Consider the following 18445-nt stretch of genomic DNA (forward strand, 5'->3'; position numbering starts at 1 on the left):
AGATCGGCCGGTAAGGGTCCCCGACGCGCCGCGTGCCCTTCGCCCCGGGGTGGGCGCACTCCGGGCACCGCGCGCCACCCGGCCGCACGGGAGCACGTCGGCAACCCCCGTACCCCCTCGATGAGTTCGACATCGGCCATCGGCCCTGACGTCGGAACACCGCAAGGGGCCCCGGCCCGTGCCGGTCGCCCAGTACGGTGGGTTTCCGAGACGAGGAGGGGCCATGACCCGACGCAAGTCAGCGGCAGAGGTGTTCGACGCGCTGGGCGAGCGGTACGAGGACCTGTTCGGGCAGGTCCCCGGTCAGCTCGAAGCCCTCGACTGGCTCGCGGAACGGCTCCCCGCCGGCGCCCGGGTACTGGACGTCGGCAGCGGCACAGGCCGGCCCACCGCCGAGGTGCTCGCCCACGCGGGCCACTCCGTGACCGGCATCGACGTGTCGGCGGCCATGGTCGAGGCCGCCCGTGCCCGGGTCCCCGGGGCCCGCTTCGACCAGGCCGACGTACGCACGTACGCGCCGCGGCAGGGCGGGTACGACGCGGTCTGCTCCTTCTTCCCGTTGCTCGTCATGGACCAGCCGGACATCGCGGTCGCGCTGCGCCGCATGGCGTCCTGGGTGGTGCCCGGCGGCTACTTCGTGCTGGCCACGGTGCCCGGTGACATCCGGGGGCTGGACATCGAGTGGATGGGCCACCCGGTCACCGTCAGCAGCCTCTCCACGGAGGTCCACCTCTCGCTGCTCGCGGAAGCGGGCCTCGACGTACTGCGCCACCACACCGCGTTCTTCACCCCGACCGACCCGCTCGCGGGCCCCGAGGAACACCTGTTCTGCTACGCGCACCGGCCGGTCTGAGCCGGCCCGCCGGCGCCCGGAGGGGGCGACCGCTCAAGGCGCGGCGATCCCCCTCCCGTCCCGGGCCACCGGCTCGGGCCGCAGCACCAGCGCGAGACCGGCGACCACCACCGCGAGGCCCCGCCACACGGCGGGCCCCGGCACCCCGCCCCCGGTCAGGGAGTCGACCGCGGCGGCCGCCAGGGGCGCGACCCCGGTCAGCAGCCCGGGCCGGCCCGCGCCGACGGCGGCCACGGTGCGGTACCAGGGCGGGAAGGCGGCCACCGGACTGGTGCCGTTCAACTTGGCGATCCCGGCCGGCCACAGCCACTCGCGGCCCCTGGGCCGCACGATCCGCACCCGGGCGACCGGGCCGGCGGCGACGGGACCTGCTGTCCTGGGCGGCCGCCGGGGGACTGGTCGTCGAGGACGACCACGACGCCGAGCACCGCTACGACCGCGCCCCCGTCCCCGCCCTGCGCGCCCTCCTCCCGGACGCCGTCTGTTACGCCGGGAGCGTCTCCAAACTGCTCGCCCCCCGCCCTGCGCCCGGGCCGGCTGCTGGTCCCGCCGCGGCTGCGCGACCGGGTCGTCACCGCGAAGCGGTACGCGGACCTGGGCAACCCGGTCCTCGCGCAGCTGGTCCTGGCACCGGCAGCGCCCGGGCCCGCCGGGGCTGATCCTCGGCTACGCCGCCGGGTCGACGGGCGGGATCGAGGAAGGGGCGGCCCTGCTCGGCGCGGCCCTGCGGAAGCAACCGCAAGATCATCGGCGTTGACAGGGGACGGCCGAGTACGTCTAATGGTGCCCGGTGTCGCGTGACTCCGGCCACAGAGCAGTGGGCCGGCCGGTGATCGGGCGAACACCCCGCACACCCGAGGACGCGCCTTGAGCCAGAACTCCGCGCCCCGCAGCTGACGCGTTCGTGGCCGCACGCCGGCCCCGCCCAGCTCCGCAGCACCTCCACCACCGGGCATGCCACCACGGCCCCGCCCCGCCGCGCCGTTCGGCGTCCGCGGGACCGGCCGACCGCATGCCCCGCCCCGCCCTGACGCGCCACGCCCCGGGTCCCGTACCGTCGGCCGGGTGGCGTGCGCGCTCCTGCCCCGAGAGGGAAAACAGTCGTGCCCACGTCCTTCAACCAGTCCGTCATCGAGGAGTTCCGAGCCCACCGGGGGAAGGTGGGCGGCCCGTTCGAGGGATCGGAGCTGCTCCTGCTGACCACCACGGGCGCCCGGTCGGGCGCCGAACGGACCACACCGCTCGGCTTCGTCCGCCACGGCGAGGGCCTCCTCGTCGTCGCCTCCAACCTCGGCGCCCCCCACCACCCCGACTGGTACCACAACCTGCTCGCCCACCCTGAGGTGCGGGTGGAACTCGGCGCCGACACCTTCGAAGCCCTCGCCGTGCCGGCCGAAGGGGCCCGGCGGGACGAACTCTTCGCCCACGTGCTCGAGGCCGAGCCCGGCTACGGGGACTACCAGAACGGCACCGAGCGGATCCTGCCGGTCGTGGTCCTCGGCCCGGCCGACCCCGACGGATGGCAGGCCCCCGGCGAGGTCCGCGACCTCGCGGCCAAGGTCATGGAGGTCCACACCTGGCTGCGGGCCCAACTGCGGCACGTGGGCGTCGAGACCGAAGCCCACTTCACGGCCCGCGCCTCGCACACCGGCCCGGGCGAGCCGCCGCCGCCCGGACTCGGCCTGCAGATCCGCCAGCGCTGCCTGGCGTTCTGCCAGGCCCTCGCGTTCCACCACGCGAGCGAGGACGACCACCTGTTCCCCGGGATGGCCCCCCACCACCCGCACCTGGCCGCGACGTTCGCCCGGTTGCGGGAGGAGCACGAGGAACTCGCCCGGATCCAGGCCCGGCTCGTGGCCCTGCTCGACGGCGTCCACATCGCCGAACCGGAGCGGTTCCGCACCGAACTGGCGCGGATGACGGCCGAACTGACCGCGCACCTCGACCACGAGGAGGCGGAGCTCATCCCGCTGCTGGCCGAGATCCCCTGGCCGCCGCTGCCGCCCGGCCGCGACTGATCGACGCCGGCCACGGGGGGCGAGGCGGGGGAGCGGGGGCGGCGAGCGGGAGCCCGCCCCCGGAGCAGGAGCCCGCCCCCGGGGGGAGGGGCGACGGGCTTCGGGCACGGTCCGGGAGAAAGTTTTTCGGAAACGGTGACAACCGATCGGACGGCCGCGCGTCGTGCGGGGGTGAAGGGCGTGGTTGAGCGCCCTCGACCCGATCGTGGAGAACCACTGTGAAGAACCTCAAGCGCGTCCCCCTCTCCGCCCGCCGGGCGGCCGTCGCCCTCGCCGTCGCCGCGGGGGCGACCGTCGTCCTCGGCGGGCCGGCCGCGGCCGCGCAGGGTGCGGCCGGCGCTCCGGTGCCCACCGCCAGCGCGAGCCCGAGCGCCGCGCCCAGCGGCGTGCCGACCCTCCCGGCCGGCGCGAAGCCGATCCCGTCGTCCAGCGCCCCGACCACCTCGAAGCCCGCTCCGACCGCGAGCGTGCCCGCCGGTGCGAAGCCGAGCGCCCCGACGAGCCCGAAGCCGAGCCCGAGCGTCAGCGTGCCGGGCAGTGCGACGCCGAGCGCGCCGGGTGCCACGCCCACCGCGACGCCGTCCGCCGCTCCCGGCGGATCCGAGCTGGCGCATACTGGCTCCTCGGCGACCACCGTCGCCCTCGGCGCGGGTGCGGCCGGGCTCGTCGCCGTCGGTGGCGGAGCCCTGTACGCCGTACGGCGCCGCACCGCCAACTGAGGACCCCCGTGCTCGACCTCGCACCAACCGCCGGCCCCTTCACGCCCGGGTTCGCCCGGGCATGGCGGGGCTTGTGGTGGTGGCTCTCGCGCCGCGACCGCACCGCCCCACCGGCCGGTCCCGGCACGCGCCCGTACGCGTACACGCACGACCACGCGTACACGCACGACCACGCCCGCCCGTACGACGACGCCGGGGGCTTCGCCGACGACGGAACGTACGGCGGCGCGGACGAACCACCGCCCAAACCCACCATCAGCGAGCTCTACCACGCGCACCGGCTGGGCATGGTCCGCCTGGCGGTGCTCCTCGTCGACGACCCGGCCACGGCCGAGGACGTGGTCCAGGACGCCTTCACCGCCCTGTACCGCCGGTACGGAGAACAGATCTCGGAGGTCGACAACGCGCTCGGCTACCTGCGCACCTCGGTGGTGAACACCTCGCGCTCCGTGCTGCGCCGACGGCGCACCGCCCGGGCGTGGGTGCCGCCGGTGACGGCCGACATGCCCTCGGCCGAGGCGTCGGTCGTCCTCGGAGAGGCGCACCGCGAGGTGTTGGCCGCGCTCCGCGAGCTGTCCCCGCGCCGCCGCCAGGTGCTGGTGCTGCGCTACTGGGCCGATCTGAGCGAGGCGGAGATCGCCACCACCCTCGGCATCAGCCGGGGATCGGTGAAGTCGAACGCCAGCCGCGGTCTGGACGCGCTGGAGAGGATCTTGGAGGGCCGGGTATGACGGGTACGACGGACAGGGAGCGGCACGACGGCGAACGCCCCGTCGAACACCGACTGCGGCAGGCCCTGGCCGCGCGCGCGGACGAGGTGACGGTCATCGGGCTCGGGCCCGCCGATCCGCCCGGTCCGCACCTGCGCCGGCTGTCGGTGCGCGCGCTGTGGCGGCGCCGCTCGACCTGGGCCCTCGTCGGGCTCTCCGGGTTGGCCGCGGCGGCCCTTGCCGGGTACCTGGTGCTCGGGCCCGATGCGGTGGCGCCCCGACCGGTGCCGCCCGCCGCGCCGCCCGAGCTCACCTCGCCGAGCCCGAACCCGAGCCCGCCACCGACCTCGACCTCGAAGCCGACCCCGTCACCGAGCCGGCCGTCGACGTCCCCCGCACCCGGTGGGGCGCCGTCGCCCTCGGCGACTCCCTCGGGGCTGGTCGGTCCGTCCCGGATGCCGCCGTCCGCCACCGCGGGGGCCGGCTCCGCGCCGACACCGTCGCGGGCGCCCGCGACGACTCCGGCGAACTCCGTCCCGCCGTCCACGACCTCCCCGTCGGCCGCCAAACCCTTCCCCACCCCGAGCTCCCCGTCCACCTGACCAGGCCGGATACGGAAGGGACGGCCTACGCGCGCTTCGAGCCCGTGGCCTCGATCGCCGTGACCAGAGGGGCCAGTTCGGGGTTGCCTGCGGCTTCGTCCAGGGCTTCCCGGAGGGCCGCGGCGTTGGTCGGGCGGGCCTGGGAGAGGAGGGCCAGGCCCGCGGCGCTGACGTCGGTGTAGATGCCCCGGCGGTCGGTGTCGCAGATGTAGCGGTTCAGCAGGCCGCGGTCCTCCAGCCGGCTGACCAGACGGGTCGTCGCGCTCTGACTGAGCACCACGGAGTCCGCGACCTGGTGCATGCGCAGGTGTCCGCCCGGTCCGCTGTGCTGCCTGCTGAGCACGTCCAGCAACGAGTACTCGCGCACGCTCAGGCCGTGTTCCGCCTGAAGGGCCCGCTCGATGTGGGCCTCGATGCGGCCGTGGAGGAGGGAGAGGGCGCACCAGCCCTGGGCGAGGGCGGTCAGTGCGCTGTGCGTGGCCGTCATGGCTCCTCCGTCGATTGCCGTTGGCGTCGCCCTACGACGCGTACCGCCAGGATAGGCCACTCGCGCAATAGCCCGCGCTTGCAAATATCCCGCGTGCGCAATTAATGTGGACGAAGGCAAACGGCGAACGCATCCATGAGGTGCGGCATTCGACCGGATCACCCCGCCACTCACCCCACTCGAACCCTGAAGGGCACCTCCCTCATGCCTCTCGCGCTCCTCGCCCTCGCCATCGGGGCCTTCGGGATCGGCACCACCGAATTCGTGATCATGGGCCTGCTCCCCGAGGTCGCCGCCGGCTACGGCGTCACGATCCCCACGGCCGGCCTGCTGGTCACGGGCTACGCCCTCGGCGTCGTCCTCGGCGCCCCGCTGATGACCGTCCTCGGCACCCGCGTCCCCCGCAAGCGCATGCTCATGCTGCTGATGGGCCTCTTCATCGTGGGCAACGTGCTCTCCGCGCTCGCCCCGACCTTCGGCCTCATGCTCACCGGCCGGGTGGTCGCCTCCCTGGCTCACGGCGCCTTCTTCGGGATCGGCTCGGTGGTCGCCGCCGGGCTCGTCGCCCCCGAGAAGAAGGCCGGCGCCATCGCCATGATGTTCACCGGCCTCACCGTCGCCAACGTCGTCGGCGTGCCGCTCGGCACCCTCGTCGGGCAGCACCTCGGCTGGCGCGTCACCTTCCTCATCGTCGCCGCGCTCGGCGTCCTCGGGCTCCTCGGCATCGCCCGGCTGGTGCCCGACCTGCCCCGCCCCGAGGGCGTGCGCGTCCGCCACGAGATCGCCGCGTTCCGCAACGTCCAGGTGCTGCTCGCCATGGCGATGACCGTGCTCGGCTTCGGCGGGGTCTTCGCCGCCATCACCTACATCACCCCGATGATGACCAACGTCGCCGGCTTCGCAGACACCTCCGTCACCTGGCTGCTCGTCCTCTTCGGCGTCGGCATGGTCGCGGGCAACCTCGTCGGTGGCCGGTTCGCCGACCGCTCGCTGATGCCGATGCTGTACGTGTCCCTGGGCGCGCTGGCCGTCGTACTGGCCGTCTTCACGCTCACCGCCCACACCAAGGCGGGCGCCGCGATCACCATCGTCCTCATCGGCGCCCTCGGCTTCGCGACTGTGCCCCCGCTGCAGAAGCGGGTCCTCGACCAGGCCGCCGGCGCCCCCACCCTGGCCTCCGCCGTCAACATCGGCGCCTTCAACCTGGGCAACGCCCTCGCCGCCTGGCTCGGCGGGCTCGTGATCGCCGCCGGCCTCGGCTGGACCGCGCCGAACTGGGTCGGCGCCGCCCTCGCCGCCTCCGCGCTCGTCCTCGCCGTCGTCTCCGGAGCCCTGGAACGCCGTACGGGACGCCGGGCGGCGGCGGGAACCGGCGTCGTCGTCGCCGAACCGGCAACGCCCGCGCCCGCACCCGTGTCCGCACACCGCTGACCGCACACCGCTGACCGCTGACCGCCGACCGTCACCCCTCCCCACACCACAGGAGCCCCCGCATGTCCCGCACCACCGCCATCCGCCCCACCCTTACGCCCCTGACCAGCGATGACGCCGACCTGCTCGTCGGCGCCGCCCGCACCGCCGCCGAGGCGGCGGGGGTCAGGGTCAGCGTCACCGTCCTCGACGCGGGCGGCCACCTGCTCGCCTTCCGTCGCGACGACCGGGCCGTGCTGATCTCCGGCGAGACCAGCACCCGCAAGGCCTTCACCGCCCTCCAGCTCGACACCCCCACCGCCGACCTCGTCGACGCCGTCCAGCCCGGCGGGCCCTTCCACACCCTGCCCACCGCCCTCGACCGGCCGCTGCTCTTCATCGCCGGCGGCATGCCCGTCCACCGCGACGGCCGTCTCATCGGGGCGATCGGCGTCGGCGGCGGCGCCCCCGACCAGGACCACGGCTTCGCCGCCGCCGCGCTCGACGCCCTGCTCTGAGCCCCGCCGCCGCCCCCGGGTCGCGCGCCCGTGCCCCCCGTGCCAGGTTGGTACAGGGGGTACGGGCACACCATGCGACAGACGACCGGGACGTTCAGGAGAGTCAGGACCATCGCGACGGCAACGGCCACCGCACTGGTCACCCTCGCGGTGCCCGCCTGCTCGGCCTCCTCCGGGACCGCGCCCGCCGGCCCGGGAACGGCCGCCACGGCCGGAGCCGGCACCACGAGCGCCGCTCCCGATCCGACGCCCCCGCCGGAACCCTCGTACCCGATGTCCTCCACGCCGAGCACCGTCCCGGCCGTACGGGAGCACCAGCCCGCGCGGGGCCCCGGCTGGAAGCCCGCGCCCGGCGCCCGGGTGGTCGTGGCTCCCGCCGACCGTGCGGCCCTCGCCGACGAGGGGAAGCTGCTCGCGGGCGAACTGGGCCTGGGATACGCGGAGTCCGACGAGGTCAAGCCGGGCGACGTCCAACTGGACCTCGGCGCCGAGGGATCGGGCGCCGCCGAGTCCTACACCCTCACCGTCCGCGACGGCGGGGTCCACATAGCCGGACCCGACGAGGCGGGCGTCTTCTACGGCACCCGCACCCTCAAGCAGGCGGTGCGCGGCGCCGGTTCGGCCCCCGAGGGCACCGTCAAGGACGCGCCCGCCAAGGCACAGCGCGGCCTCAACCTCGACATCGCCCGCAAGTACTTCGCCCCCGAGTGGATCGAGGACCGGCTGCGCGAGATGGCAGACCTCAAGCTCAACCAGCTCGGCCTGCACTTCTCCGACGACCAGGCCTTCCGGATCCAGTCCGACAGCCATCCCGAGATCGTCTCGACCCCGCACCTGACCAAGGCGGAGGTCCGCCGGATCACCGCGCTCGCCGCCCGACTGCACATCGCCGTCGTCCCCGAGATCGACTCGCCCGGACACCTCGGCGCCGTCCTGCGCGCCCACCCCGACCTGCAACTGCGCGACGCGCAGGGCAAGGCCGTCAAGGGCGCCGTCGACATATCCGATCCGGCGTCGGCCGAGCTGGTGGACGAACTGCTCCGCGAGTACATCCCGCTGTTCCCCGCCGGAGCCTGGCACCTGGGCGCCGACGAGTACCAGGCCCTCGTCGTCCGCGACCCGCAGGCCTCCTTCCCCGAGCTCGCGGCCGCCGCCCGGCAACGCTACGGACCCGCGGCCCGGGTCCAGGACCTGGCGACGGGCTGGCTGAACGACAGGGCCGCGGTGGTCCGTCCGTCGGGCAAGGCCCTCAAGGCGTGGAACGACGGATTCTTCCGCGGCGGAGTGGTCGCCGCCGCGCCGGACCTCCAGGTCGAGTACTGGACCGGAAAGGAGATCGGCGCCCGACCGCCGCTCCAGTACCTCGACGCGGGCCGCAAGGTCGTCAACCTCAACGACGAGTACCTCTACTACGTGCTCGGCGAGCCCAACGAGTTCACCTACCCCACCGGCCGCCGCATCTACGAGCAGTGGACCCCGCTGGTGCTGCGCGGCACCACACCCGTCCCGGCGCGCTACGACGCGCAGATACTCGGCGCCCGACTGGCCATCTGGGCCGACCTGGCCGGGGCACAGACCCCCGCCCAGGTGGCGGCCGGCATCCGGCTGCCCCTGGCGGCCCTGTCCCAGAAGGTGTGGGACGCGCGGCCCCCGCAGCTGCCCTGGCCCCGGTTCCAGGCCCTCGCCGACCGGCTGCGGACCCCGTAGCGCCCGAGTCGCCCGGCCCGCGTACGGCACCCGGAGCGTGGCCGCACCCCCCTTGTCGGAGTTCCATGCCACCGCCATGGGGATTCAGCCGAACGGGTGGGCGCGCGGTGCGGGGGCCTCGGGCGCCTCGCTAGCGTGGGCCGCCGGACCGCAACGGAGGCGCCCATGGACGGACGTGACCGGTCGCCGGACGGAGCCGCCGGGCCCGCCCCGACCGGGAAGGAAGCGGGCGCGCACGGAGCCGCACGGCCCGCCACCGAGGACGAATCGGGAGCCGAGGGAACCGCCGGGGACGGGGCCGGCCCGGCCGCGGACTTCGGGGCGGCGCTGCGGCGGATCCGGACGGAGCGCGGGCTGTCGCTCTCCGGCCTGGCCCGGCTCATGCACTACAGCAAGGGCTACCTCAGCAAGATCGAGAACGGCACCAAGCCGCCCACCGCCGATCTCGCCCAACGCTGCGACGAGGCGCTCGGGGCGGGCGGCGCGCTGGCCCGGCTGGTGCCCGACCCGGTGCCCCCGGCCCGCCGGCCGGAGGCCGAGCCCGCCGCCTGCCCGTACCGGGGACTGGCCGCGTTCGGCCCCGGCGACAGCGACTGGTTCTTCGGACGGGAACGGGCCACGTCGACGCTGCTGCACCGGCTGGCGGGGCAGGCCGGCAAGGGGCCCCTGGCGGTGGTCGCGCCGTCGGGAGCCGGCAAGTCCTCGCTGTTGCGGGCCGGGCTCGTGCCCGCCCTGCGGCGGGGCGGCGACGGACTCTTCGGCGACCGGGCGCCGCGCGTGCTGCTCTGCACGCCGACGGCCCACCCGATGCGGGAGCTGGCACGCGTGCTGGAACCGACCACCGGACCGGTCCCCGCACCACGGCCGCGGGACGGCTCCGCGCCGGACGGGGCCCGGCTGGTCCTGGTGGTCGACCAGTTCGAGGAAGTGTTCACGCTCTGCCGCGACGAGGGCGAACGGCGCGCCTTCATCACCGCGCTCACCGAACTCGCCGCGCTCTCCGGCGGCGCCCCCGACGCCCCCGCACTCGTCGTCCTCGGCCTGCGCGCCGACTTCAGCGGCCGCTGCCTCGACCACCCCGAACTCGCCGACGTGTTCACCCGCGGACTGTTCGTCCTCGCCCCGATGACTCCCGAAGAGCTGCGCGCGGCCATCACCCGCCCCGCCGAACGGGCCGGACTGCTGCTGGAACCCGGCCTGGTGGAACTGCTCGCGCGGGACGCCGGAGCGGAGGACGGCACCCCGGCGGGCTCCGCGGGCGCCCTGCCGCTCCTTTCGCACGCCCTATTGGTGACCTGGGGCGCCCGCTCGGGCCGCACCCTCACGGTCGCCGGATACGAGGCGACGGGAGGCCTGCGCGGCGCGGTCGCCCGCACGGCGGAGGACGTGTTCACCGGGCTGGACGCGGCCGGCAGGGACGCGGCCCGGCGCCTGCTGCTGCGGTTGGTGCGGGTCGCCGACGGGGACGTGGAGACCCGGCGCCGGGTCGAGCCCGACCGGCTGCTGGCGGGGCTGCGCGACGCGGGCGCGGCGGGCGCCGCGCTGGACGCCTTCGTACGGGCCCGCCTCGTCACGGCGGGGGACTCCGCGGTACGGATCACCCACGAGGCCCTGCTCCGGGCCTGGCCCCGGCTGCGCGAATGGATCCACTCCGACCGGGCGGGCCTGCTGCTGCGCCAGCAGCTCGCCGACGACGCCGCGGCCTGGGTGCGCGGCGACCGGGACGCGGAACTCCTCTACCGGGGCAGCCGGTTGGCGGCGGCCGGGGAATGGGCCGAGCGGCAGGACGGCCACGACCCCCCGGGCCCCTGGGAGGGCGAGTTCCTCGAGGCGAGCCGGGCCGAGGAACACGGCCGCCGGCTGCGGTCCCTGCGCCGGACACGGACGCGCCGCAGGCTGCTGGTGACCCTGGGCCTGCTGCTCGCCGTGGCGCTGACCGCCGGCGGCCTGGCCTTCCACCAGTGGTCGCGGGCGGTGGAGGAACGCCTCGTCGCGCAGTCGCAGGCGCTGGCGGTGCGGTCCGGGGCGATGGCCTCCGGCCGGCCCGAGGCCTCGATGCTGCTGGCGGCCGAGGCGTACCGGACGGCGCCGACGACCGAGGCGAGGGGCGCCCTGCTCAGCACCCAGGCGCAGGCCTTCACCGGTCGACTGTCCGGGCACACGGGCCCGGTCAACGGCGTGGCCTTCGCCCCGGACGGTGAGCTGCTCGCTACGGCCAGCGCCGACGCGACCGTACGACTGTGGGGCGGCGCCGGCCACCGCTCGGCGGTGGCCACGCTCACCGGGCACGGCGGGCCCGTGCTGGGGGTGGCCTTCGCACCGGACGGCAGGCTGCTGGCGTCGGCGAGCGCGGACGGGACGGTCCGACTGTGGCGGCTGCCGGACCGCCAGCCGGCGGGCACGCTCTACGGGCACGGCGGCGGGGTCCGGTCCGTCGCCTTCTCGCCCGACGGCGCGACCCTCGCGACGGGGGGCGTCGACGGGACGGTACGCCTGTGGGACACGGCGTCCGGGCGGCAGCGGAGCACCCTGCGCGGACACACCGACGCCGTGCACGCGGTCGTGTTCTCCCCGGACGGACGGCGCGTGGTCTCGGGCGCCGCCGATCGCACGGTCCGGCTGTGGGAGGTGTCCGACGCGGAGGCGCCCGCGGAGGTCCTCGAAGGGCACGAGGACGGGGTGCTCGGGGTGGCCTTCGCGCCGGACGGGCGCGGCGTCGCCTCGGGCGGCGCCGACCGAACCGTCCGGATCTGGGACGTTTCCGGGCCGGGCCGCCCGACGGTGACCGAGGTGCTGCGCGGGCACAGCGACGACGTCAACGCCGTCGCCTACACACGGGACGGCACCACCGTCGTCAGTACGAGCGGCGACGGCACCGCCAAGCTGTGGGACACGGCCGGACACCGGGTCACCCAGGTCCTCGCCGGGCACACCGACTACGTGCTCGCGGTCGCCGTCGGACCGGACGACCTGCTAGCCACCGGCGGCTTCGACCAGTCGGCGGTGGTGTGGGACCCGGGCCGGGCCGCGTTGGTGGTCCGCCCCTTCGCCGAGGTGTGGCAGGCGGCGTTCGCCCCCGGCGGCCGGCTGCTCGCCTCGGCGGGCGCGGACCGGGCCGTGCGCCTGTGGGACCTGCGGCAACGCCGTCCCGCCGGGCTGCTCGCCGGGCACCAGGGGGCCGTTTTCGCGGTGGCGTTCTCGCCCGACGGCCGACTCGTGGCCTCGGCGGGCGCCGACCGCACGGTCAGACTGTGGGACTGCGCCCGGCGCACGCTCCTCGCCACCCTCACCGGACACGGCGGGTCGGTGTTCGCGCTGGCCTTCTCTCCGGACGGGCGCACCCTCGCGTCGGCGAGCGCGGACCGCACCGTCAAATTGTGGGACACCGCCCGACGGACCCAGCTCAGCACCCTGACCGCGCACCAGGACTTCGTCAACGCGGTCGCGTTCTCCCCGGACGGGCGGCTCCTGGCCTCCGGGAGCGACGATCTGACGGTGCGGCTGTGGGACGTCGCCGGGCGTTCGGCGCGGACGGTCCTGCGCGGGCACCGCGGAGCCGTGCGGAGCGTGTCCTTCAGCCCCGACGGCGCGCGCCTGGCGAGCAGCGCCAACGACGGGACGGTCCGGGTGTGGGAGCCGGCGTCGGGCCGGTCCCTCGCCACTCTCGCCGGGCACACCGGCGCGGTCCGCGCCGTCGCCTACGGGCCCGACGGCCGGGTCCTGGCCTCCGGTGGCATCGACGGCACGGTCCGGATGTGGGACGCGGTCGGCTTCCGGCCCGTCGCCACCCTCGCCGGACACGCCGGGGCCGTGTGGGGCGTCGCCTACGACCCGTCCAGCGGCCGCCCGGCGAGCAGCGGCACCGACGGGACCATCCGCTTCTGGTCCGTCGACCCGGGCGAGCGGACCGCCGCGATCTGCACCCTGATCGGCGACCCCACGCCGGAGGACTGGCGTTTCCTGCTCCCCGGACGTCCGTACCGGCCGCCGTGCGCGGCCGCCGCGCCCACCGTCGGCCCCCGGGGCTGACGTCACGTCAAAAGCCCTGGTGGGAGGGGGTTTCCTCAGGGTTTCCCGTTTCCCGTCGCGGTGGGCGACCGTGGGGCCCTCGACAGGGAGGGGGCCCGGGGAACAGTCTCGAAGTGCCCGGCGGAGTGCCGGAGCGCGATCACGGGGACCGCACCGCGGCGACACCGCGACGGGGACGGGGAGACGTACATGGGGATGCGGAGAACGGTGGGGGCGACGGTGGCGGCGCTGCTGCTCCTGGCCGGGTGGGGAGGAGCGTGCGCCACGGCGGCGGCGGCAGGGGCACCAGCGGCGTCCTGCGGGGTGCTGGCCCCCGGGGCCTCGGCGACGGCGGAGGTCGCCGTGCGGGCCGCCTGCGAGCAGGTCGGCGTCTGGTACAGCTGGGGCGGCGGCCACGGGCCGCGGCCGGGGCCGACGTACGGCCAGGTCGACCCGAGCGACCCGGCGAGCGAACACGACCCGGAGCGGCTGGGCTTCGACTGCTCGGGCTTGGTCCGGTACGCCTGGGCCCGCGCCGCCGGCGGTGATCCGCTGTCCGGCAACGCGTACCACCAGTTCAACTCCCCGCGGGTGAAGCAGCGTTTCGCGGCGGGGCAGGGGACGGCGCCGCTGCTGCCGGGGGACCTCCTCGCCTGGGGGTCCGGGGGCTCCGTCCACCACATCGCGATCTACCTGGGTGCCGGGAAGCTGGTCGAGGCCCGGCAGTCGGGCACCCGGATCGCGGTGAGCGACGTACGGCTGGGCGGGGACTACGCGGGCGCGGTCCGCATCGACTCGCCGGCCCCGGCCCCGGGCACGTTCAGCACCTGGGGCACCGATGTGTGGACCCACACGGAACCCTCCACGGGCAGCGCGCGGGTGCACCGGTTCGCCGGCCCGACCTCGGTGCGCGTCGAGTGTCAGAAGCACGCCGAACTGGTCACGGCGGACGGCTACACGAACGACGCCTGGTCCTACCTGCCCGAGTACCGGGCGTGGATCAGCAACATCTACCTCAAGGGCCCGGCCTGGCTGGACGGCGTGCCCACCTGCTCCTGACCACCGACGGCCGGCCGGTCACCGACCGCCGGCCGGGACCCACCACCACACCCATCACCGGCTCCCGACGGAGCCCTTCGAAGGAGGAAACATGTCCGCACGCAAGAAGATCGCCCTCGGTCTCGCCGCAGCCGCCCTGGCGGGCGGCCTGGCGACCGCGACCGCTCCCGCGATGGCGACGCCCACGACCGTGAAGGGCGCGGCCGCCGAATGCGGGGTCCGCTCCGACGGCAAGCTGTGGTGCGGCAACCGGGCCGGCGCCAAGGGCTACGAGCACCGCTCCTACGGCTCCGCGGTGCGCGGCCCGCTGAACACGAGCTTCAGCTGGTTCCAGTGCTGGGGTCGCGGCGACAACCACCCCGGCGGCAACAACATCTGGTATTGGACCCAGCTGGACAACGGCCAGTGGGGCAACGTTCCCGCGGTGGACGTCCACACGTCGGTCGACCCCGCGCCGGGCCTGCGCCAGTGCTGAGCCGGCCGACGGGCTGACCGGCTGACGGAGCCGCCCCTTCCCGCACGGGGAGGGGCGGCTCCGTGGGCGTGTGCGGGTTGCCCCGGGGCCCTCGTACGGGGCGCCGACGATGAAGTGCCGCCGCCCGAACCCGCCCTCGACCGGATCCGTGCGGTGCGCGCTCCCTACCAGATGGCCCCGACCCACTCCGGGTGGTCGATGAAGGGGTTCCGGTTGTGCTGGTAGGTGTCGTGGATGACCTGGTTGCGGCGCTGCTCGAAGGCGTCCGGCGGGTCCTGCTGGTGCCACTGCTTCAGCAGGCTGATGCGGCCCATCGCGGGGGCGCTGCCGTTGTTGACCTTGTCGTTCATCTCCAGGTCGGCGAAGCCGTCGCCGCCCTCGTACCGCACCGCCATGTAGAGCAGCATGCGCGCGACGTCGCCCTTGACCGCGTCGCGCGGCTCGAACGAGTCCCCGTCGGTGAAGCTGCCGGGGGCCTCGGAGACCGGGCTGCCGCCCTTGTCGAAGTCCTTGTTGCCGCGCGTGCTGTTGACCGTCACGTCCTCGGGCCGCAGGTGGTGCAGGTCGGTGCCCGGGCCGGTGGCGGTGCCGAAGTCGCCGTGGCTCTTGGCCCAGACGTGCTCGCGGTTCCAGTCGTTGGCGCCGCCGCCGTTGGTGGACTTGGACTGGGAGCGACCCGAGTAGAGAAGGATGACGTTGTTGGAGTTGGCCGGGTCCTGGTCGGTCACCTTGAGCGCGTTCCACACGCCGTCGTAGGACACCTTGGACTGGTTCTTGATGATGCCGTGCAGCGCGGACTTCAGCGCCGCGCCGGTCTTGCCCGCCGCGGGGGCCCAGTAGTCCGCGTAGGGATCGGCTGCGGACGGAGCGGCCGCGGCGGCCGGAGTGGCCGTGGTGGTGTCGCGGACCTGGCCGGCGTGGGGAGCCGCCGCCGTCCGTTCCTGGACCGCCGAGGCGGTCGCGGGTATGAGGAGCAGGGAAGTGGCCGCGAGGGCACTTGCCCAGCCGGCCGTACGGGAGATTCTCATGACGTGGGGGATGCCTCTCCACACGCACCGTCCCCGCCATGGCAGTTGGCGGGGTGTCTGGTGGCAGAGCGAGGTTCACATTGTCATGTGCCCTACAGGTTGATTCCATGTGTCGGGCGTGAAGATCCCGAGGGTGTTTCGGGCCTGCCCGCGGGGCAGGGTACGGGTGGCCCCGGGTGGGGTCCGACCGTGCGCGAACAGCCTCGACAGGAGCCGTACATGGCAGTGAAGATCCTCATCGTGACCGGTGACGCGGCGGAGTCGCTGGAGGTCCTCTACCCCTACCAGCGCCTGCGCGAGGAGGGGTACGAGGTCCACATCGCGGCCCCCGCGGTCAAGAAGCTGCGGTTCGTGGTGCACGACTTCGAGGAGGGCTTCGACACCTACACGGAGAAGCCGGGCTACACCTGGCCGGCCGACATCGCCTTCGCCGACGTCGTCACGGAGGAGTACGCGGCGGTGGTCGTCCCGGGCGGCCGCGCGCCGGAGTACCTGCGCAACGACCCCGAGGTGCGGCGGATCCTGGCCGGCTTCGCCGACGTCGACAAGCCGATCGCGCAGATCTGTCACGGCCCGCTGATCACCGCCGCGAGCGGGGTGCTGGACGGCCGGCGGGTCACCGCCTATCCCGCGCTGGAGCCGGACATGAAGGCGGCGGGGGCCGACTTCGAGGACTCCGAGGCGGTCGTCGACGGAACCCTCGTCTCCGCCCGGGCCTGGCCCGACCACTCCGCCTGGATGCGGGAGTTCCTCACCGTGCTGCGCGCCAAGGCGCCGCAGGACTGATCCGCGGGGCGTGCGCCGCGGCGGCGCCCCCGGGTGCCCGGCGGCCACCGGTCACCCCGACGCACCGAACCCGCCGGCCGCGGGCCTCCGTGGGGCTGCGGCCGGCGGGCGCGGGGGAAGGGGGGCCGGCGGGCCGGGGGCCTCAGTCGTTCGTGGTGACCTGGGGGGCGGGCTCGTACTTGTAGTTCGCCGGGCCGAAGTTCTTCTTCACGGCGGTTTCCCAGGAGCCGTCCGAGACCATCTTGGTCAGCGCGGAGTTGATCTTCCGCTGGAGGTCCCCGTCACCCTTCTTGAGGCCGATGCCGTAGTTCTCGTTGCTCAGGCTCAGCCCGACGAGGCGGAACTTGCCCTCGTTGCCCTTCCTCGCCGCGTACCCGGCGAGGATGGAGTTGTCGGTGGTCATCGCGTCGACGAGGTTGTCCTGGAGGGCGACCAGACACTCGGAGTACCCGCCGAGCTCCAACACGCTCGCCTTGGGGGCGAGGTTGCGCTTGACGTTCTCGGCGGAGGTGGAGCCGGTCACCGAACACAGCCGCTTGGTGTTGAGGTCCTCGGCCTTGGTGATGGAGGTGTCGTCCGCGCGGACGAGCAGGTCCTGGTGCGCGACGAAGTAGGGGCCGGCGAAGTCGACCTTCTCCTTGCGCTTGTCGTTGATCGAGTAACTGGCCGCGACGAACTCGACCTCGTTGTACTGGATCAGGAGTTCCCGGTCCGAGCTGAAGACCTGCTTGAACACGATCTCGTTCGGCTTGTAGCCGAGCTCCTTCGCGATGTACGTGGCCACGTCGACATCGAAACCGGTGAAGGTGCCGTCGCTCTCGCGCATCCCCATGCCGGGCTGGTCGAACTTGATCCCGATGGCGAGGGGCTCCTTGGGGTCCGCACCGGCACAGCCCGAGGCGGTGACGGCGATGGCGATCGCGGCGGCGACCGCACCGGCCTTGGGAACCTTCATGCTGAACTCTTTCCTCGGGAACGCGGGACCACAGGGGGTGAATCGCGGGAACGGGGCACGTGGGGGACCGGGGCGCGGGAACGCCCATGTGAACGCACGTGTACGAGGAAGCTAGGAAGGTCACGGGCTCAGCGTCACTACATCTGAGTAAAACTTGAGGATAACGATCCGGTTCGGCCGAAGATCCTGCGGCCGTCCGGCCCCGGCGGGGGAAGGGTGACGGCCCGGGTGGTCGGCGGGGAGTGAGAGGGTCGGCACTCCCCGGAGTCGGACGAAAGAGCACGGATCGGATGCAGTAGGGACATTGTTGCGTCCGTTCGGCGCTTCCCCGTGCCGGAGTTGCTCAAACAGGTGATCGAGTCCCGGATGCTCCCGCCGCTATGATCACCCGGCAAGGTCGTATCGCTGAGCTCGTCGCGCCCGGGCATCGAGTCGGAGGACGTCGGTTCGCATCCGACCGGTCCTGCGTCTCCTTCCCGCCGCGGCGCACCCTCGACCTCGTCAACACCGGCATCGGTACCGCCGGCATCCGCCTGCTCCTCGACGCCCTCCTGGTCCGCGAACGGCCGCTGGAGCGGATCTTCCCTCGACCTGGGCCGGACCCTGGCCGAGCGCAGCCTCGGCGCCGCAGGCAACGACCCCGGTGACGAAGGGGCGTACGCCCTGGCCGCCGCCCTCCCCGGCAGCCCGCTGCGCCGCCTCGACCTGCGCCACACCGGCATCACCGGACGCGGCGCCAGGAGCCTGCTCGCCGCGCTACCCGAGGACGCCCCCCTCGAACACATCGGCCTGGGCCCCGGCACGCCCCGCCGGGTCAAGCGCGCCTTCGCCGAACGGCTGCGCCCCCCGTGGCCGCCCACCCGGACGTACGGGCCATCGGGAGCGCGTACCGGTGACGCCGGCCGCCCCGCCGCCCCGCGCACCGAGGGCGCGTCGGCCCGGCGACGAGTCCGCCGCCACGCCGTCCCCCGCCGGATGATCGAGCGGGCCGGCGCGCACCGCGTGGCCGGGAACGTGCGGTCGGCCGGCCCGTGAGTGACCGGTCGTGACAGCATGGCCGGGCATTGTGCAACAGGCAACACGGGCCAAAGCGCCCGAGCGGAGGGGGAG

General features: G+C 74.4%; 16 protein-coding genes and 1 pseudogene. 13 read left to right on the forward strand and 4 right to left on the reverse strand.

Annotation, left to right across the window (positions count from 1 at the left end):
• The first annotated feature begins 223 nt into the window (after positions 1–223).
• Positions 224–853 (forward strand): class I SAM-dependent methyltransferase, encoded by a 630-nt coding sequence (locus AB0D46_RS06725; RefSeq protein ID WP_362876186.1) that lies wholly within the window; start codon positions 224–226, stop codon positions 851–853.
• Positions 854–886: 33 nt separating this feature from the next.
• Here AB0D46_RS06725 and AB0D46_RS06730 read toward each other — a convergent pair whose 3' ends face one another.
• Positions 887–1183 carry a hypothetical protein gene (locus tag AB0D46_RS06730; RefSeq protein ID WP_362876316.1) on the reverse strand — a complete coding sequence of 99 codons (297 nt, stop codon included), beginning with the start codon at positions 1181–1183 and terminating at the stop codon, positions 887–889.
• A 20-nt stretch (positions 1184–1203) separates the two neighbouring features.
• On the opposite strand from AB0D46_RS06730, the pseudogene AB0D46_RS06735 reads away from it, so the two are divergent.
• The 5 genes and pseudogenes from AB0D46_RS06735 to AB0D46_RS06755 all read left to right on the forward strand — a co-directional run.
• Positions 1204–1610: pseudogene (locus AB0D46_RS06735) on the forward strand (hypothetical protein); the annotation flags it as partial.
• A 346-nt stretch (positions 1611–1956) separates the two neighbouring features.
• The gene (locus AB0D46_RS06740; RefSeq protein ID WP_362876187.1) at positions 1957–2871 is read left to right on the forward strand and encodes a nitroreductase/quinone reductase family protein; all 915 of its coding nucleotides are present in this window, start codon (positions 1957–1959) and stop codon (positions 2869–2871) included.
• Between the two features lie 218 nt (positions 2872–3089).
• Complete coding sequence (locus AB0D46_RS06745; RefSeq protein ID WP_362876188.1) at positions 3090–3590, forward strand: LAETG motif-containing sortase-dependent surface protein; 501 nt, start codon at positions 3090–3092, stop codon at positions 3588–3590.
• Between the two features lie 8 nt (positions 3591–3598).
• Positions 3599–4321 (forward strand): SigE family RNA polymerase sigma factor, encoded by a 723-nt coding sequence (locus AB0D46_RS06750; protein WP_362876189.1) that lies wholly within the window; start codon positions 3599–3601, stop codon positions 4319–4321.
• Entirely contained in the window at positions 4318–4902 is a 585-nt protein-coding gene (locus tag AB0D46_RS06755) for a hypothetical protein (protein ID WP_362876190.1), read from the forward strand. Before AB0D46_RS06750 ends, AB0D46_RS06755 begins: the two co-directional genes overlap by 4 nt.
• 25 nt (positions 4903–4927) lie before the next feature.
• Here AB0D46_RS06755 and AB0D46_RS06760 read toward each other — a convergent pair whose 3' ends face one another.
• A complete protein-coding gene (locus AB0D46_RS06760) occupies positions 4928–5389 on the reverse strand; it encodes a MarR family transcriptional regulator (protein ID WP_362876191.1) in 462 nt (153 codons plus the stop codon).
• Positions 5390–5593: 204 nt separating this feature from the next.
• Between AB0D46_RS06760 and AB0D46_RS06765 the strand changes: the two genes are divergently transcribed.
• The 6 genes from AB0D46_RS06765 to AB0D46_RS06790 all read left to right on the forward strand — a co-directional run bounded on the left by AB0D46_RS06765 (position 5594) and on the right by AB0D46_RS06790 (position 14566).
• Complete coding sequence (locus AB0D46_RS06765; RefSeq protein WP_362876192.1) at positions 5594–6820, forward strand: MFS transporter; 1227 nt, start codon at positions 5594–5596, stop codon at positions 6818–6820.
• Positions 6821–6882: 62 nt separating this feature from the next.
• A complete protein-coding gene (locus tag AB0D46_RS06770) occupies positions 6883–7317 on the forward strand; it encodes a heme-binding protein (protein WP_362876193.1) in 435 nt (144 codons plus the stop codon).
• Between the two features lie 72 nt (positions 7318–7389).
• Positions 7390–9024: a glycoside hydrolase family 20 protein gene (locus AB0D46_RS06775; protein ID WP_362876194.1), complete on the forward strand. Its 1635-nt coding sequence runs from the start codon at positions 7390–7392 to the stop codon at positions 9022–9024.
• Between the two features lie 165 nt (positions 9025–9189).
• On the forward strand, positions 9190–13053 hold the full coding sequence (locus tag AB0D46_RS06780) for a helix-turn-helix domain-containing protein (protein ID WP_362876195.1): 3864 nt from the start codon (positions 9190–9192) through the stop codon (positions 13051–13053).
• A 189-nt stretch (positions 13054–13242) separates the two neighbouring features.
• Positions 13243–14091: an NlpC/P60 family protein gene (locus AB0D46_RS06785; protein ID WP_362876196.1), complete on the forward strand. Its 849-nt coding sequence runs from the start codon at positions 13243–13245 to the stop codon at positions 14089–14091.
• 91 nt (positions 14092–14182) lie between these two features.
• Positions 14183–14566 carry a hypothetical protein gene (locus AB0D46_RS06790; protein WP_362876197.1) on the forward strand — a complete coding sequence of 128 codons (384 nt, stop codon included), beginning with the start codon at positions 14183–14185 and terminating at the stop codon, positions 14564–14566.
• A gap of 164 nt (positions 14567–14730) precedes the next feature.
• On the opposite strand, the gene AB0D46_RS06795 is transcribed toward AB0D46_RS06790, so the two are convergent.
• Positions 14731–15594: an endonuclease gene (locus AB0D46_RS06795; RefSeq protein ID WP_362876198.1), complete on the reverse strand. Its 864-nt coding sequence runs from the start codon at positions 15592–15594 to the stop codon at positions 14731–14733.
• Between the two features lie 219 nt (positions 15595–15813).
• On the opposite strand from AB0D46_RS06795, the gene AB0D46_RS06800 reads away from it, so the two are divergent.
• Entirely contained in the window at positions 15814–16380 is a 567-nt protein-coding gene (locus AB0D46_RS06800; RefSeq protein WP_362876199.1) for a DJ-1/PfpI family protein, read from the forward strand.
• Between the two features lie 142 nt (positions 16381–16522).
• Here the strand turns inward: AB0D46_RS06800 and AB0D46_RS06805 are convergent, their stop codons facing one another.
• Positions 16523–17335 (reverse strand): glutamate ABC transporter substrate-binding protein, encoded by an 813-nt coding sequence (locus AB0D46_RS06805; protein WP_362876200.1) that lies wholly within the window; start codon positions 17333–17335, stop codon positions 16523–16525.
• Between the last annotated feature and the right edge of the window lie 1110 nt (positions 17336–18445).

The organism is Streptomyces sp. NPDC048383, assembly GCF_040651775.1.
Taxonomy (GTDB): Bacteria; Actinomycetota; Actinomycetes; order Streptomycetales; family Streptomycetaceae; genus Streptomyces.